Annotated in this window: 15 protein-coding genes and 1 pseudogene; 6 read left to right on the forward strand and 10 right to left on the reverse strand. The window is 58.9% G+C overall.

Annotated features, from left to right (window positions below):
* Positions 1–6: 6 nt before the first annotated feature.
* The 5 genes from DFS28_RS28645 to DFS28_RS28675 all read right to left on the reverse strand — a co-directional run bounded on the left by DFS28_RS28645 (position 7) and on the right by DFS28_RS28675 (position 6,748).
* Positions 7–633 (reverse strand): response regulator transcription factor, encoded by a 627-nt coding sequence (locus DFS28_RS28645; RefSeq protein ID WP_111452464.1) that lies wholly within the window; start codon positions 631–633, stop codon positions 7–9.
* Between the two features lie 110 nt (positions 634–743).
* On the reverse strand, positions 744–1,157 hold the full coding sequence (locus DFS28_RS28650) for a response regulator (RefSeq protein ID WP_111452465.1): 414 nt from the start codon (positions 1,155–1,157) through the stop codon (positions 744–746).
* 222 nt (positions 1,158–1,379) lie between these two features.
* A complete protein-coding gene (mgtA, locus tag DFS28_RS28655; protein WP_111452466.1) occupies positions 1,380–4,082 on the reverse strand; it encodes a magnesium-translocating P-type ATPase in 2,703 nt (900 codons plus the stop codon).
* 590 nt (positions 4,083–4,672) lie between these two features.
* Positions 4,673–5,407 carry a thioesterase II family protein gene (locus DFS28_RS28665; RefSeq protein WP_111452467.1) on the reverse strand — a complete coding sequence of 245 codons (735 nt, stop codon included), beginning with the start codon at positions 5,405–5,407 and terminating at the stop codon, positions 4,673–4,675.
* Positions 5,408–5,575: 168 nt separating this feature from the next.
* On the reverse strand, positions 5,576–6,748 hold the full coding sequence (locus tag DFS28_RS28675) for an MFS transporter (protein ID WP_111452468.1): 1,173 nt from the start codon (positions 6,746–6,748) through the stop codon (positions 5,576–5,578).
* A 206-nt stretch (positions 6,749–6,954) separates the two neighbouring features.
* Between DFS28_RS28675 and DFS28_RS28680 the strand changes: the two genes are divergently transcribed.
* The 3 genes and pseudogenes from DFS28_RS28680 to DFS28_RS31300 all read left to right on the forward strand — a co-directional run.
* Entirely contained in the window at positions 6,955–8,781 is a 1,827-nt protein-coding gene (locus tag DFS28_RS28680; protein ID WP_111452469.1) for a glycoside hydrolase family 15 protein, read from the forward strand.
* A 166-nt stretch (positions 8,782–8,947) separates the two neighbouring features.
* Positions 8,948–9,337: a hypothetical protein gene (locus tag DFS28_RS28685; protein ID WP_111452470.1), complete on the forward strand. Its 390-nt coding sequence runs from the start codon at positions 8,948–8,950 to the stop codon at positions 9,335–9,337.
* 11 nt (positions 9,338–9,348) lie between these two features.
* Positions 9,349–9,447: pseudogene (locus DFS28_RS31300) on the forward strand (alpha/beta hydrolase); the annotation flags it as partial.
* Here the strand turns inward: DFS28_RS31300 and DFS28_RS28690 are convergent.
* Positions 9,416–10,399 (reverse strand): GlxA family transcriptional regulator, encoded by a 984-nt coding sequence (locus DFS28_RS28690; protein WP_111452471.1) that lies wholly within the window; start codon positions 10,397–10,399, stop codon positions 9,416–9,418. The pseudogene DFS28_RS31300 and the gene DFS28_RS28690 overlap by 32 nt on opposite strands.
* A 90-nt stretch (positions 10,400–10,489) precedes the next feature.
* Here DFS28_RS28690 and inhA point away from each other — a divergent pair, with 90 nt between their 5' ends.
* Complete coding sequence (gene inhA, locus DFS28_RS28695) at positions 10,490–11,185, forward strand: isonitrile hydratase (protein ID WP_111452472.1); 696 nt, start codon at positions 10,490–10,492, stop codon at positions 11,183–11,185.
* A 575-nt stretch (positions 11,186–11,760) separates the two neighbouring features.
* Here inhA and DFS28_RS28700 read toward each other — a convergent pair.
* Positions 11,761–12,249, reverse strand: coding sequence for an SRPBCC family protein (locus DFS28_RS28700; protein ID WP_008145327.1), 489 nt, complete (start codon positions 12,247–12,249; stop codon positions 11,761–11,763).
* 231 nt (positions 12,250–12,480) lie between these two features.
* Here DFS28_RS28700 and DFS28_RS28705 point away from each other — a divergent pair, with 231 nt between their 5' ends.
* Positions 12,481–12,879, forward strand: a complete 399-nt coding sequence (locus tag DFS28_RS28705; protein WP_111452473.1) for a GFA family protein — start codon at positions 12,481–12,483, stop codon at positions 12,877–12,879.
* 57 nt (positions 12,880–12,936) lie between these two features.
* Positions 12,937–13,338, forward strand: a complete 402-nt coding sequence (locus tag DFS28_RS28710) for a lysozyme inhibitor LprI family protein (RefSeq protein WP_111452474.1) — start codon at positions 12,937–12,939, stop codon at positions 13,336–13,338.
* A gap of 138 nt (positions 13,339–13,476) precedes the next feature.
* Here DFS28_RS28710 and peaD read toward each other — a convergent pair whose 3' ends face one another.
* Genes peaD through peaB form a run of 3 tightly spaced genes read right to left on the reverse strand, consistent with a single transcriptional unit; the run spans position 13,477 to position 16,373 of the window.
* On the reverse strand, positions 13,477–14,595 hold the full coding sequence (gene peaD, locus DFS28_RS28715; protein ID WP_111452475.1) for a quinohemoprotein amine dehydrogenase subunit beta: 1,119 nt from the start codon (positions 14,593–14,595) through the stop codon (positions 13,477–13,479).
* Between the two features lie 22 nt (positions 14,596–14,617).
* Positions 14,618–14,941 carry a quinohemoprotein amine dehydrogenase subunit gamma gene (gene qhpC, locus DFS28_RS28720; RefSeq protein ID WP_008145336.1) on the reverse strand — a complete coding sequence of 108 codons (324 nt, stop codon included), beginning with the start codon at positions 14,939–14,941 and terminating at the stop codon, positions 14,618–14,620.
* Between the two features lies 1 nt (position 14,942).
* Positions 14,943–16,373 carry a quinohemoprotein amine dehydrogenase maturation protein gene (gene peaB, locus DFS28_RS28725; RefSeq protein ID WP_111452476.1) on the reverse strand — a complete coding sequence of 477 codons (1,431 nt, stop codon included), beginning with the start codon at positions 16,371–16,373 and terminating at the stop codon, positions 14,943–14,945.
* Between the last annotated feature and the right edge of the window lie 21 nt (positions 16,374–16,394).

A 16,394-nucleotide genomic window follows, 5' to 3' on the forward strand; every position in this document is an offset into this window, starting at 1 on the left:
GCTCACTCAGATCAGATGATTACGCTTGGCAAAATCCCTCAAGTACACCGCTGATTCCACGTTGAGTTTTCCAATCAGACGGGTCTTGTAGGTGCTGACGGTCTTGTGACTCAAGTGCATGATTTCAGCGATCGCCTTGTTACTGATGCCCCGGGCCAGATGCTGAAAGATCGTCAGTTCCCGGTCGGAGAGTTTATCGATCATCTGTTTTTCACTCAGTTGTATCGAGTTCAGCGACACCGACGCTGAGGGTAGCTGGGCGAAATAGGTGTAACCGCCCATCACGGCGTGCACGGCTCTGTGCAAGTGCTGCAAGTCATTGGTCTTGGCGATATAGCCTGCGGCGCCGGCATGCATGCAACGATCCTGATAAAACGTGGGTTCCTGGGACGTGAAGACCAGTACTCGACAGGGCACCCCACTGGTCTTGATCCGCGCCAGTACATCCAGCCCGTCGAGCGAGGGCATCACCAAATCCAGTACCACCAGATCAGGCTTGTGTTCGCGGATCTTCGGCAAAACCTCATTACCACACGCCGCTTCGTATATCTGCTTGAAACCTTCCTGCACCAGTACGATTTTGACTGCGGCGCGAACCACCGGATGATCGTCCACAATCAGCACTGACTTCATGGCAACTCCCTGAGCAACAAAAACGACGATTGAATAATCAATGCCAATGAGCCCGGCCCGGTTGATCGCACCGGCTGCGCAAAGACTTTTGCATGGAAAACCGGGCGCAACTACCTGACAGAAATGACAGTACCGACGAACGGTAGACAAGGGTCGATGATCGCCATCAGCCGCGTAATGGACGCCAGATCAGGCAATATTGCGTGGCTCACCTCAACCCTCTGTTGAACGCAGGCAGGAATGGGCGGCAGTTGCGCCTGCTGACCGTCATAGATCAAGGCGTGATGAACCTGCTGGTTATCAAGGAAAAAATCGAACAGGTTCAACGCCCCGCCGGCCAGCGAGGCATTGATGACCACCAGATCAAATGGCTCGCGACTGTATTCGACCAGAGTCAACAGCTCTTCAAGGCTGTGCACCGGTGCTATCCGGTAATAGTCGAGTTGATTGAACAATCGCTCGACCTTCATGCGGTGAAAATGCAACTCGTCGGCGATCAGGATACGTAAGGCTTTGTTCGACAACGTGGGCCCCCAGGAGGGTATCGAATTCGTGAGGCCGCAAGGCTACGGAAGACCCATCGAGCTTTCTGTAGGACTTTTCCTAAAAACAGGGACGCTTCACTTCAGCCTTAGTACGATTTTCTGTAGGAGCAAGGCTTGCCCGCGATGAACGATGACGCGGTGTATCAGTTAAACCGCGTCATCGTTCATCGCGGGCAAGCCTTGCTCCTACATTTGGCAGCATTACTGCCAGCCAAACCGGCGAACATAAAATCCTTTCACTGCCTGCGTCAGGCCCATGTACGCCAGCAGAATCACCGGCAGGAACGCGAAGTACAGCGACGGCAGCGCCTGCAATTTGAAGTAGTGCGCCAGCGGTCCCATCGGCAGGAAGATGCCGACGGCCATGATGATTCCAGTCATCACCATCAGTGGCATCGCTGCGCGGCTTTGCAGGAACGGGATTTTCGGCGTGCGGATCATGTGCACGATCAGCGTCTGGGTCAGCAGCCCGACCACGAACCAGCCGGACTGGAACAGGGTTTGATGATCCGGGGTATTGGCATCGAAGACGTACCACATCAAGGCAAACGTGGTGATGTCGAAGATCGAGCTGATCGGCCCGAAAAACAGCATGAAACGCCCGACATCGGCTGGCTGCCAGCGTTGTGGTGTTTTCAGCATGTCCTCGTCGACGTTATCGAACGGGATGGCGATCTGCGAAATGTCATAGAGCAGGTTCTGCACTAGCAGGTGCATCGGCAGCATCGGCAGGAACGGGATGAACGCACTGGCCACCAGCACCGAGAACACGTTGCCGAAGTTCGAGCTGGCAGTCATTTTGATGTACTTGAGCATGTTGGCGAAGGTCCGACGCCCTTCCAGCACGCCCTCCTCCAGCACCATCAGGCTTTTCTCCAGCAGGATGATGTCCGCCGCTTCCTTGGCGATGTCCACGGCGCTGTCCACCGAAATGCCGATGTCGGCGGTGCGCAGCGCTGGCGCGTCGTTGATGCCGTCGCCCATGAAGCCGACCACATGACCGTTGCCCTTGAGCAAACGCACGATGCGTTCCTTGTGCGACGGAGTGAGTTTGGCGAAGACGTTGGTGCTCTCCACCGCCACCGCCAGTTCGGCGTCGCTCATGCGCTCGATGTCGTTGCCCATCAGCAGGCCTTGTTGTTCCAGGCCGACTTCGCGGCAGATCTTCGCGGTCACCAGTTCGTTGTCGCCGGTCAGCACTTTCACGGCCACGCCGTGAGCGGCCAATGCCTTGAGCGCCGGCGCGGTGCTTTCCTTGGGTGGATCGAGAAACGCCACGTAACCGATCAGCGTCAGCGCCTGTTCATCCGCCAGGCTGTAGGTATCGCGCCCTTCACTCATTGGCCGTGCGGCAACGGCAACGACACGAAGTCCTTCGGCGTTGAACGATTCGGTGACCTGACGAATCCGCGCCAACAGTTCATCGCTCAGTGCTTCATCTAACTCGCCGTGACGCACCCGCGTGCACACCGCCAGCACTTCTTCCACCGCGCCCTTGCAGATCAGCAGGTGCGAATGATCGCGCTCGGCGACCACCACCGACATGCGCCGGCGAGTGAAGTCGAACGGGATCTCATCGACCTTGCGAAACGCGGTGCCGACTTTCAGTTCACGGTGGACTTCCACGTGTTCGAGCACCGCCACGTCCAGCAGGTTTTTCAGGCCGGTCTGGTAGTAGCTGTTGAGGTAGGCCATTTCCAATACGTCATCGGAATCGTTGCCCCACACATCGACGTTACGCGCCAGAAAGATCTTGTCCTGAGTCAAGGTGCCGGTCTTGTCGGTGCACAGCACGTCCATCGCGCCGAAGTTCTGGATCGCGTCGAGGCGTTTGACGATGACTTTCTTACGCGACAGGAACACCGCGCCCTTGGCCAGGGTCGAGGTGACGATCATCGGCAGCATTTCCGGGGTCAGGCCCACGGCAATCGACAGCGCGAACAGCAGCGCCTGGGTCCAGTCACCTTTGGTGAAGCCGTTGATGAACAGCACCAGCGGCGCCATGACGAACATGAACCGGATGAGCAGCCAGCTGACTTTGTTGACGCCCGTCTGGAATGAAGTGGGTGCGCGATCGGTAGCGCCGACCCGCTGGGCCAAGGCACCGAAATAGGTGTTATTGCCGGTGGTGAGGATCACCGCCATGGCCGTGCCGGACACCACGTTGGTGCCCATGAACAGGATGTTGTCGAGGTCCAGCGGGTTGCTGGTGTCACTGTTCTGCTGACGGCGGAATTTTTCCACCGGCATTGATTCGCCGGTCATCGCGGCCTGGCTGACGAACAAATCCTTGGCGCCGATCACCCGGCAATCGGCGGGAATCATGTCGCCAGCCGAGAGCACGATCAGGTCGCCTGGCACCAGTTGCTTGATCGGCAGCTCGGTGCGCGACGCATCCCGACGCAACACCGTGGCGGTGTTGCTCACCATCGCCTTGAGCGCGTCGGCGGCCTGGTTGGATTTGGTCTCCTGCCAGAAGCGCAGCAAGGTCGAGAGCACCACCATGGAGAAAATCACGATGGCGGCTTTCATGTCTTCGGTCAGCCAGGAGATGACCGCAAGCAAGGTCAGCAGCAGGTTGAACGGGTTCTTGTAGCAGTGCCACAAATGGGTCCACCAGGGCAGAGGCTGTTCGTGCTCGACTTCGTTGAGGCCGTATTGCACGCGCAGTGCATCGGCTTCGAGTTCGCTCAGGCCATCAGTGTGGCTGCCGAGGTTGTTCAGCAGTTGGCCGATGTCGCTGTTGGCGGCGCTCACCAGGGTTTGCGCCAGGGTGGGCGGCACCTCGCGGCTGACCGCGGTGTCGGTGAAGTTTTCCAGCAGCGCCAGGCGACGAAAGTGTCGGGCGATGTGGCGGGTGCGCAGGAATCCGGCGAAGAATTCTTTGAGCAGGGTCAGGTTCATGGCAGTTCCCCCAGGGTCAGCCGGGAAACCTTCAAGCAGGCGTGTCGATACGCCGCGATGGCGACACAAAGTCGAACATCACGCACGGTTCAGCGTCGATGAGAGTGACGTCGGGACACGGACCAGGACTGGCCGCGATCGGGATGCCGCTGCTCGCTTTTTAGGCGAGACAACGGCAAAAAAGGTTGCGCGTTATCTTGCCGGGAAGGTGCCGGTTATCGAAACCGGCCGACTACTGTCACTCGAACAAGTACCCACTGTGGGTCTCCGCTATTGATTGAAAACGCGCGAAGCTTACGCCCCGATTTCTGCAGAGTAAACGATGCAAAGCCGTGTGGAGGGGGAATTGCGGGGTTCTTCAGGAAGGGTTCAGGATTCTGGATTTGTGCTGTTCTTCAGGGCCTCTTCGCGAGCAAGGCCGCTCCCACAGTCGATCTTCAGTGAACACAGAATCTGTATACGACCGAGACCAAATGTGGGAGCGGGCTTGCTCGCGAAGGCGGTGTGTCAGGCGACAGTGTTTTTGACTGTGCCATCGCCTTCGCGAGCAAGCCCGCTCCCACAGGGATTGAGTGACGGCTGGGATTGCGTCAGGCGCTGGCGGCCATGGCATGCCGCCGATGATGAACTTCCAGTTGATCCTTGATCACCCGCAACACCTTGGCTTCGTGCTCGTGGATAAAGAAGTGTCCGCCCGCAAGCATGTCCACCGAGAAACTGCCGTGGGTTTCCTTGCTCCAGCCGATCAACTGTTCGGTGGTGGTGCGATCAGCCTTGCCGCCGAGCACATGGATCGGGCACTTGAGCAAAGGGCGCTGCTGCGGTTCGAAACGTCCGCACAATAGAAAGTCCGCGCGCAGCACTGGCAACGTCAGGCTCATCAGCTCGTCGTTGGCCAGCACCTCTTCACGGGTGCCGTTGAGGGTGCGCAATTGCTCGATCAATTCAGCATCGGTTTTGGGCTCGGCGAAACCCCGGTCGTAGTCAGCCCGCAGTGTCGGTGCAGCCGTTCCCGAAGCAAACAGCGCCACCGGTTCCGGGCAGCCCAGCGAGCGAAACGCGTGGGCCATCTCACAGGCGAGCAACGCGCCAAGGCTGTGACCGAACAGCGCGTACGGCGCCTTGAGCGTGGCTTTTTGTTCCTGCGCGAGTTGCAGCGCCAGACGTCGCATGTCGGTGTGCAAAGGTTCGCCGAACCGGGCGCCACGTCCCGGCAACTCCACGGGTTGCAGCTTGAGCCACTCCGGCAGTTTGCGCCGCCAGCGGCTGTAGACCATGGCACTCGCGCCCGAATAGGGCAGGCAGAGCAATGTCAGCTGGGTCACCGGGTTTACCTCAGAAAGTTGTCTGTTAAGAGAACGGATGAGGCAGGTCTTGAATTAGTCGAAGATCCCATGTGGGAGCGGGCTTGCTCGCGAATGCGGTGGGTCAAACAACATCAACGTTGACTGACACACCGCATTCGCGAGCAAGCCCGCTCCCACATTCGTTCTTTATTTCAAGTGGCGATAACTTTGCACTGCGGAACCGAGCACCACGGCGCCAGCGGCGACGGCGACCCAGAATCCGCTCTGGGCTCCAAATGCATCGATAAGCCAACCCGAACTGGCCGCGCCCATCGCCACGCCGATACTCAACCCGGTCACCAGCCAGGTCAGGCCTTCAGTGAGTTTGGCCGGCGGCACGATGCGCTCCACCAACGCCATCGCCACAATCAGCGTCGGCGCAAAGAACAGCCCTGCGACGAACACCGCCAGCGACAGCCCGAGAATGTCCGTCGCCAGCAGCAACGGCAGCGTAGTCACCGCCGTCGCCACCCCGCCGTACAGGAACAGTTGCGGCAACGGCAGTTTCGAACGCAACGCCCCGAACGCCAAACCGGCCAGGCACGAGCCGATGGCATACACCGACAACACAATGCTCGCCGCCGCCGGCTGGCCCTGCTGCTGGGCGAACGCCACGCTGACCACGTCCACCACACCGACGATGGTGCCCATGGCGACCATCAACAGCATCAGCAACTGAATCTCGCTGGAACGAATGATCGAGACCTGATGATGGTCTTCATGGGGATGAATCGCCGGCTCGGTGTCACGTTGCAGCACAAACGCCGTCACTCCGATCGCCAGCATCAACAACGCCGCCAACGGCCCGGCCTCGGGGAACGCCACCACGCACAATCCCACCGACAGGGGCGGCCCGACGATAAAACAGACCTCGTCCAGCACCGACTCCAACGCATAGGCGGTTTGCAGTTCAGGCTGGCCGCGATACACCTCGGTCCAGCGTGCTCGCACCATCGCCGACATGCTCGGCATGCAACCAGCCAGCGCGGCGAACACAAACAACGTCCACTGCGGCGCCTGCAAGCGCGTGCAAAGCAACACCAGCAACAACGCCCCGCCACCGATCAGCGCCGAGACCGGCAAGATCCGACGCTGCCCGAAGCGGTCCACCAGCCGCGAAACCTGCGGCGCACAAAATGCCGTGGCCAGAGCAAACGTCGCCGCCACTGCGCCAGCCAGTCCATACCCGCCCTGCAGTTGCGAGAGCATGGTGATCAGGCCGATGCCGGTCATGGAAATCGGCATGCGCGCGATCATCCCGGCCAGCACAAAAGCGCTGCTGCCTGGGGCTTTGAACAGCTCGCGGTAAGGGTTTGCCATAGGTGCGGGTCTCAACAAGGGCCTGCAAGTTGCCATAAGCTTGATTGAGGGGAAAGCAGGCAATTGTTGGTTGAATGTGAAGGCCTTGATCTGGGCGCTGAACTCTAGGCTCCCCAAACCTGTCAGCTAGTTAGGCCCTCCACTCAACGCTCTGATTTCCCTCGACCAACAAGTCACCCTGGGCCTTTATCCGGAGTTTCGCGGCAATGGCTGATCATCATCCCGAACGACAAAGCGCTATCGATGCCCATGGCATCATCGGCGACATGCGCAGCGTGGCACTGGTCAACGACAAGGGCAGCGTGGACTTTTTCTGCTGGCCGGAATTCGACAGCCCGTCAATCTTCTGCTCGCTGCTGGACACCCCTGAGGCCGGGATTTTCCAACTGTCCCCGGATTTACCCGACGCTCGCCGCGAGCAGATTTACCTGCCCGACACCAATGTGCTGCAAACCCGTTGGCTCAGCGACCGCGCAGTCGTCGAAGTCACCGACCTGCTGCCCATCGGCGACAGCGAAGATGACACGCCGATGCTGATGCGCCGGGTGCGTGTGGTCAGCGGCCAGGCAACGTTTCACATGCGCTGCGCCGTGCGTCATGACTACGCTCGCGCCAAGACCCGCGCACGCATGGATGAAGAAGACGTGACCTTCGAAGCCGCCGATCAGCCGTCCCTGCGCCTGTCTTCGGATCAGGCTTTGCGTATAGACGGCCATGCGGCAGTCGCCGAATTCACCCTCGAACAGGACCAGAGCGCCGAGTTCCTGCTCGGCGGTATCGCCGACCCACGGTTCAAGGAAGGCGCCGCCGCGATCTCTCTGGAGCGCACCCTGAAGTTCTGGCGCGACTGGATCGGCCAATCCAACTACCGGGGTCGCTGGCGGGAAATGGTCAATCGCTCGGCCCTGGCGCTGAAGTTGCTGACCTCGCGCAAACACGGCGCAATCCTCGCCGCCGCGACCTTCGGCCTGCCGGAAACACCTGGCGGCGAGCGCAATTGGGATTACCGCTACACATGGATCCGCGATGCCTCGTTCACCGTCTACGCGTTCATGCGCCTGGGCTTCGTCCAGGAGGCCAACGATTACATGCGCTGGCTGCGCGGGCGGGTCAGTGATTGCCACGGCAAATCGATGAAGCTCAACATCCTCTACGCCATCGATGGTCGCCAGGAACTGCCGGAAACCGAACTCTCGCATCTCTCCGGCCATGGCGGCGCAACACCGGTACGGATCGGCAATCAGGCTTACGACCAGATCCAACTCGACATCTTCGGCGAGCTGATGGACGCGGTGTACCTGGTCAACAAATACGGCGACGCCATCTCCCATGAAGGCTGGAAACATACCGTGGAAGTGGTCGATCAGGTCTGCGAAACCTGGGAGCAAGAGGACGTCGGCATCTGGGAAATGCGCGGCGAGCAGCATCACTTCCTGCACTCGCGGCTGATGTGCTGGGTCGCACTGGATCGAGCCATTCGCCTCGCCTCAAAACGCTCACTGCCCGCCCCGTTCGCCCGCTGGGACCAGACCCGACAAGCGATCTACGCTGACATCTGGGAAAACTTCTGGAGCGAAGAATGCGGGCACTTCGTCCAGTACATCGGCGGTACCGCGCTCGATGGCTCAATGCTGCTAATGCCGCTGGTGCGCTTCGTCAGCGCCAAAGACCCGCGCTGGCTCGCGACCCTCGACGCCATCGAAAAGAATCTGGTGCGCGACGGCATGGTTTACCGCTATCGCAATGACGACGCCCGGATCGATGGCCTCGACGGCACCGAAGGCGCCTTCGCCGCGTGTTCATTCTGGTACGTCGAATGCCTGGCCCGCGCCGGACGGGTGGAAAAGGCGCATCTGGAATTTGAACAGTTGCTGAGGTATGCGAACCCGCTGGGGTTGTACGCCGAAGAGTTCGACAGCCATGCGCGGCATCTGGGGAATACGCCGCAAGCGCTGACGCATTTGGCCCTGATCAGTGCGGCGTGTTTTCTGGATCGGAAATTGAGTGGGGAGAAGAGTTTCTGGCAGCCTTGAGACCGCGCCACAGGTTTTGTGTAGGCCAAAGCCTTACATTTCATAAACAAAACCCGCGTTCACTACCAGAAAATCCTTTGTTGCCAGCCGTAACATCCCCCCCTACCATCGACCGTCAACGGGTACAGCGGAGCTGTCCAACAAAACCCGAATTCAAGGAACCCGAATGACCCAGCGCATCCACCGCAGCATCGACACCCCACTCCGCTCAGGCCTGAACCGCGATGAATTGTGGGAAGGCCAGGACAAGGGCCTGATCAAATGCTGGGAAATCGGCCGCCAACGCGCCGCCCGTTTCCCCGAACTCGTCCAACGCTGCCTTGCCGGCGAACTGCCGGTGCTGGGCTGGAAAGGTGGCGTCAGCCGCAGCCTGAAAAAACTCGAAAAATACGGATCCCTCAAGTACCTCGCCCAGTGGCAAGGGTTGCGCGGGGAAGATCTGGATATCGATTTGAGTGAAGAACGGGCATTGACCTGTTCGCGAACCAACATGGTGGTGACGTTTACGCCGGACCGGTCGAAGTACTTCAATCAGGTGGCGGAAATTGAAGCCTAGGAAAAACAGGCGAAGGCATCGCCCACTTCACCGGCGGGGTCAGGCATAACATTCCCGAAGAAGCGCCCGAGGCAACGGTCAGAGCGTTACCGGATCTGCTGGAGGGCTGACGCTGAAACGTTCTCGATAGGCCTGCGGAGTCACGCCCATGGCCCGCAGAAAACTGCGTCGAAGCGTCTCTTCGCTGCCGAATCCGCATTGCACCGCCACCCGTTTGATCGGTACGCCGGTATCGCTGAGCAAACGTCGGGCGGTCTCGACCCGAATCAGTTCGATGGCCCGGGCCGGAGTCTGGCCGGTGTCGGCGCGGTAATGGCGGACGAAGCTGCGTTCGCTCATGCCGGCCTGCAAGGCCAGGGTCGGGATGCCCAAATCCTTGGTGAGGTTTTCGCTGATCCAGGCATGAAGTTCGTCGAAACGGTTGCCTTCCTTTTGCAAAGAGAGGGTGACGCTGAACTGCGACTGGCCGCCGGGACGTTTCAGGAACACCACCAGTTGCCGGGCGACTTCCAGGGCCATCGTGCGGCCGAGATCCTCTTCCACCATGGCCAGCGCCAGATCGATACCGGCAGTGACCCCGGCCGAGGTCCAGACCGGACCGTCATTGATGAAAATCGGATTGGGTTCAACCTGCAGCCGCGGATGCTGCTGCGCCAACTGCTCGCAACGGGTCCAATGAGTGACCACCCGCCGGCCATCGAGCCAGCCGCTGGCCGCCAGCAAAAATGCCCCGGTGCACACCGACGATACCCGCCGACACCCCGTCGCGTGTTCACGTACCCACGCCACCAGCGGTTCGTCTTGCGCCGCATCGTAAACGCCCCAGCCACCGGCAATGATCAACGTGTCACTGGCCTCTTCGGGCAACGGCTCGGCCAACAGCGCCAACCCCGCCGACGACATCACCGCCCCGCCGCCGCTGGCAATCACCGACGGCGCATAAGGTGGCGGAAAACCTTGCTGGCGGGAAATATCGTTGGCAGATGCGAACACCTGCAACGGCCCGGTGACGTCGAGCAATTGCACATTGGCAAAGGCGAGCACGTGAATGGTTTTCGGCATGATTGGCGTAATTCGTGGGGTTATTGGCGTATACGCCAAATCCTACGAGCCTAAAGTGAAGTCGTCCACCCACTTCATGAGAAAAATGCCATGACGTTGCAGATCGGTTTTCTGTTGTTTCCACAGGTTCAGCAACTGGACCTCACCGGCCCTTACGACGTACTGGCCTCGCTGCCGGACGTGAAGGTGCATTTGATCTGGAAGGACCTGATGCCCGTCACCGCGAGCACCGGCCTGGTGCTGAAACCGACCACCACGTTCGACGATTGCCCGAAGCTGGATGTGATCTGCATTCCCGGCGGCGGTGGCGTCGGGCCATTGATGGAGGATGAACAGACGCTGGCCTTCATCAAGACGCAGGCGGCCACCGCGCGTTACGTGACATCGGTGTGTACCGGTGCGCTGGTGCTCGGTGCGGCGGGTCTGTTGAAAGGCAAACGCGCCACCACTCACTGGGCCTATCACGAATTGTTGGCGCCTTTGGGAGCGATCCCGGTGAAGGATCGAGTGGTGCGCGACGGCAATCTTCTGACCGGTGGCGGGATCACCGCGGGCATCGATTTTGCCCTGACCCTGGCCGCGGAGTTGTTCGATAAGGACACGGCAGAGCTGGTGCAGTTGCAGCTCGAATACGCCCCGGCTCCGCCGTTTACCTCGGGCAGCCCTGAAACGGCTCCGGTCAGCGTGCTGGAGGAAGCCCGTGAACGCGCCGCTGCGTCGTTGAAACTGCGCTCGCAAATCACTGAGCGTGCAGCGGCGAAACTCGATCGGTTGTCAGCACGCTGATCCATCCCGACCGGCAGCCAATGCCTGGCTGCCGTTCACCCGGCCAAAATGATGCACCGAGGATTTTCCATCGCCCATAAAAAAACCCGCCTAAGCGGGTTTCTCAAGACCATTTCGACATCCTGTCGGCAGCCATCCTGGCCAATGGTCGATCATCCTTGATCCTGAGCGCTTCCTGCGACTCAGTTGATGGATCCAGAATAAACACATCGCTTAAGGGTAAACAGAGGACATACCCACCTGTGGGTGTAAGCCATTGACCATTTCAGCCTTGAAGCCCTCTCCTGTAGCAACGGCCAAGGCCTTTTCGGCAGGCGAAAAAAAACCCGCCGAAGCGGGTTTTTCCCAAGACCATTACGACTCCCTGTCGGCAGCGATTCCTTGCTTATGGTCGATCATCCGTGATCCCGAACACTTCCTGTGTTTCGGTTGATGAGGCTAGATTACGCTTCGGATCCAATGTGCAATAGACGACATAGCTACTATCGCGTGTAGGACATTCGCTATAGCCGCCCTTCCGAAAACCCTTAGACGGGTAAGGTTTCAAGCATTGAAGCCGCGAGTTCATGCCGCGATCACTCTTCCTGGCGCTCGCGTTGCTTGGCACTGACCTTGAGAAATTCTTCGATATTGCTCATCTGCTCATCCCAGCCGCGACTGTCCATGCGGAACGCCTTGAGCCGGCGCGTCTGAGGGATGTGATCGAAACCGGACTCGGTGACCTTGAGTAACGTGCCTTCATCCATGTCTTCGAGCTCGAACTTCACCAGTGTGGTGGGTTCCTGGGAGTAATCGATATCGGGCTCGATCGCGTACGGATGCCAGCGAAACGAAAACACCCGTTCCGGCTCGACCCGCTCCACCAGTACGTTCCACAGCAAGTGCTCATAACCCGGGTACGTAATCTGCCCCTGGGTCCACTCACCGGCGACAAAACGCTTGCCTTCCAGCGCCACACCAAACCACTGTCCAAAGGCTTCGGCATTGGCCAGCACGCGCCAGACCTGCGAGCGTGGCGTTTTGAGCAGGATCTTTCTTTCAATGCGATCTGATGCTGGATTCATAAGTCACCTCCTGTACTGAACAGTAGGCCTGTAAGACCACAAGACCAACCCTAAAGTTGTATCAATTGGGTATCGCAATCAACCCTACCTGAAATATTCGGCTGCATTTCAAGGTGTAAGTTCTGGCTTGAAGACGAAACTCAGCGCCCGAAACTGCTAACGTTCAGGACGAAGTTGACTCAGACAAGGACGATTCATGCAGCTTCACCCTCACGCAATCAGGAGCACGCGATGAATAGCCTGTATGGCAGCTGCTTGTGCAAAGCCATCGAATACGAACTCGATAGCCTCGACATGCCCATCAGTCATTGCCACTGCCAAACCTGTCGCAAGGCACACGCGGCGGCATTCGCCTCGACAGCCGGGGTCATGCGCGAACATTTTCGCTGGACCAAAGGCCAGGACCGCCTGAGCAGTTACGAATCGTCACCGGGCAAACTTCGGCATTTCTGTTCAGTCTGCGGTTCACACTTGATGGCTGAACGCTTGGCCCAACCCCACGTCATTGTTCGTGTGGCGACACTGGACGATGACCCGCAAATGACGCCTCAGGCGCATATCTGGACGACACATGACGTGCCGTGGCTTGCTTATGAATCGATTAAAAAATGCCCTGAATGGCAAACATAAAGGGTCGAATACAGCACTAAACTGCATCCCAACTTTCCTGTCACAGCGAGAATCCCCATGCACCCACGCTTTCTTCTGGCACTGACGCCTCTGCTGTTCGCCACCGCCGCTTATGCTGCGGACTGCGACAACGCCGCCGATCAGGCGACGATGAATGAGTGCGCGGCGCAGCAGCACAAGACGGCGGACAAGGAGTTGAATACGCTTTACCAGCAGATCAATGAACGTTTGAAGAGCAACCCCGACAGCAAAAAGCTGCTGATCGGGGCGCAGCGTTCGTGGATTGCGTTTCGGGATGCCGAGTGCAAGTTCTCGAGCGCCGGGGTGGAAGGCGGGAGTGTGTATCCGCTGATCTATAGCAACTGTGTCACTGAGTTGACCAAGGCGCGGGTGGAGACTTTCAAGAACTACTTGAAGTGTCAGGAGGGGGATTTGAGTTGTCCGGTGCCTGGGGCTTGATGCTTGGGTGCCTTTGAGGGCCTCTTCGCGGGCAAGCCCGCTCCCACAGTGGATCTGCGTCGTACACAAGGTTTGTGTTCAACATAGACCCATGTGGGAGCGGGCTTGCCCGCGAAGGCGCCAGTTCAAGCACCGAGGTTATCGGACAAATATCTGCGCAGTCGTGATCGCCATATCCCCACCCGGCAACTTGATATTGCCAATCTGCTTCATGCTCTCGGGATCAAAAATCGCCACATCGTTAAACGTCCCCGCCAGATAAATCTTGCTGCCGTCCTTGTTGAACGAAATGCAGTAGTAGGAATGATCCAGCGTCGCTGCCTGGAGCATTTTCTTCTCCTTGATGTCGTACTTCGCCAAACGGTTGAGCACGCCGAACATCAGGTTCGGATCCTTCGGCGAGCGCATGCCGCTGAAGTAGATTTCCGTCAGAGGGCCGAAGTCGGTGGTTTCGGTCTTGCCGGTTTTCAGGTCGATGCTGAACAGCCCGTAAAGGTACTCGGCGGTCAACGGGTCCTGCTTCTTGTCCTTGAATTTCGCGGCGGTGTAGAGCAGCGAGAAGTCATGGCGATAAGTCTGCTGGTTCCACACGTAGAGCACGTCCGGCGCGCTGTAGTTCGGGCGTTTCCAGTGGCGGCTGGGGATTAGCACGTCGAACTTGCCGGTTTTCACATCAACCTTGTAGACGTCCGCCCCGGCCACGTACAGCGTGCCGTCGTCACCACTCTGCATGATCGTCAGCTGCCGAGGCGCCGGGAAACTGCGCACGGGTTTGGCGTCCATACCGGCGTCGGTGGCGTACACATCGAGCCGTGGTTGCTGCACTTCATAGCGGTCATTGAGCATCAACGTCGGGTTGGCAATGGTGAACAATTCCTTGCCGTCGTGGCTGAGGGTGAAGGCGAACATGGACCTCGCTTTCTCCCCCGGTTTCTGAGTGATGCTGGCGTGAAACACCTGCTTGCAGCTGTCGATTTCAACGCCGTAGACATCCGCGTAGTGATTGTTCAGCACATAGGCGGTCTTACGGTCCGGCGACAACTGAACGGTGCCGGGACCGAAGGCATCCGGCATCTTGCAGGTCTTGAACAAGGTGTCGGTGGCCAGGTCGATGACGTGCAGGTTGTTCGGGTAATTGGTGGTCAACATGTACTCGTGACCGTCTTGCAGTGCAGTGTTTTCGTCGGCCAGAACAGTGAGCGAACAGGTACTCAGGACGGCGAATGCGGCCAGGCCGCAGGCTTTGATATTACGCATGCTGGAATCCTTCTCTGTCCGATTACTTGTCTTTTGGAAAGACAGTCCCGAGGTTGCGCCAGTTTTCATTGGACGCCTGGGCATCCTTGTTCCAGTCCGGGTAAGTGCTCATCATGTCGGGCACCTGGGCCGGCCACCAGCAAGGGTCGGAACAACCGTAAAGGTCGGCTTCCATCGGCTGGCACAGCGACGACACACCGCCAAAGGCGTCGATTTCCCAACCCGGGTCGGTGGTCGAGGCGCAGCCGGCGACGGAACTCATCGCCACCACCTCTTCGATGCGGTTTTCGGCCGCGGCCTCATCGAGTTTCAGCGCTTTATTATTAATTGCCTTGAGATGTTTCATATCAGTGAGCCTTGCGCGGAGTGATGTAGCTGCTGATAAACGCAGGGTTGTGGGCCATGATCCGGGTGTAGACCTCGATGCCGAAGTCGACCCAGTCACGCATCAGTTCGCAGTAGTGATAGGTCGGGTGGGTCGGGTCGCCGTAACGGGCGTAGCTCTCGTGATAGCAGCCGCCGGAGCAGAGGTTGCGGATCTGGCAGTCCTCGCAACCGGTGTTGGTACGGTCCAGGCGTTGGGACAGGAAGTCGTTCAACTCCACCTGCTTCACACCGCTGTGGACGTTGCCGAACGTCGGCAGGCTCGAGCCGGTAAAGCGGTGGCACAGATTCAATTCGCCCTTGTGATCCACCGCCAGCATCTTCAGGCCCGCGCCGCAGGGCAGAGCTTTTTTGTGGCCTTCGTGGATGTCGGTGATCAGCTGGTGCAAATTGGAGAAACCGATATTGCGGTGTTCCAGCGCCGCTTCCAGATAACGTCGGCCGAGTTTCTTCATGTTGGCGAAGACTTCGATCAGCTCATCGCTGGACAGGTTGAAGGTGCTGATGTCACCGGAGGTCACCGGGGCAAAGCCGACTTCGGCAAAACCCAGTTCGTTGAACAGGTGATCCCAGATGGTTTCGACGTCGGTAACGCCGGTGGTCAGGGTCACGCGGGCACCGACCGGACGACTGTTGTAGCGCGACAGCAGCATTTCAGCCTTGCGCCGCACCACGTCGTACGTGCCCTGCCCGCCCACGGTAATGCGGTTGCGGTCGTGCACGGTTTTCGGTCCGTCGATACTGACTGACAGGCCAAAACGGTGGGCGTTGAGGTAGTCCACGGTCTCTTCGGTGAGCAGCGTCGCGTTGGTGGTCATGACGAACTCGACGAACTTGCCGGCCTCGCGGAAACGCTTCTCGCAATAATCGACCATGTACTCGATCAGCTTGCGATTGCTCAGCGGCTCACCGCCGAAAAACACCACGGTGAAACGCTCCTCGTCCGGCGATTCACGCAGCAGCATTTCCACCGAGGCGACCGCCGTTTCGACGTCCATTTTCTTGCCGGCCGATGGCTTGTCCAGGTCTTCCTTGTAGCAGTAGGTGCAGCTCAGATTGCAGCCGGTGTTGACGTTGAGCACCACGGTATTGATCGCCGTGCGCTCGACGCGTTTGGTGCCGATGTCCGGGGTCAGCGGCGAACCGTCGCTGACCAGCTCCAGGGCCATCAGCTCGCGCAGGGTCTCGGTGATTTCTTCACCGTTGAAGCGCGCGGCCAAGCGCTGGATCAGGTCCTCAGATGAACAACCGGGACCGCGCAAGGTATCGATGATGGTGCCGGTCAGCTCATCGCTGGCGAACAGCGAACTGCTGGGGATGTGAAACAGCATGCGGTCGGCATCGACGTGCACTTCGTGCAGATTCCGCTCGACCAGATTCAAAATAGCGCCCATTGCAACCTCCTGTGCAAACCC

Origin of the sequence: Pseudomonas sp. 478, from assembly GCF_003254125.1 — a bacterium.
Classification (GTDB): domain Bacteria; phylum Pseudomonadota; class Gammaproteobacteria; order Pseudomonadales; family Pseudomonadaceae; genus Aquipseudomonas.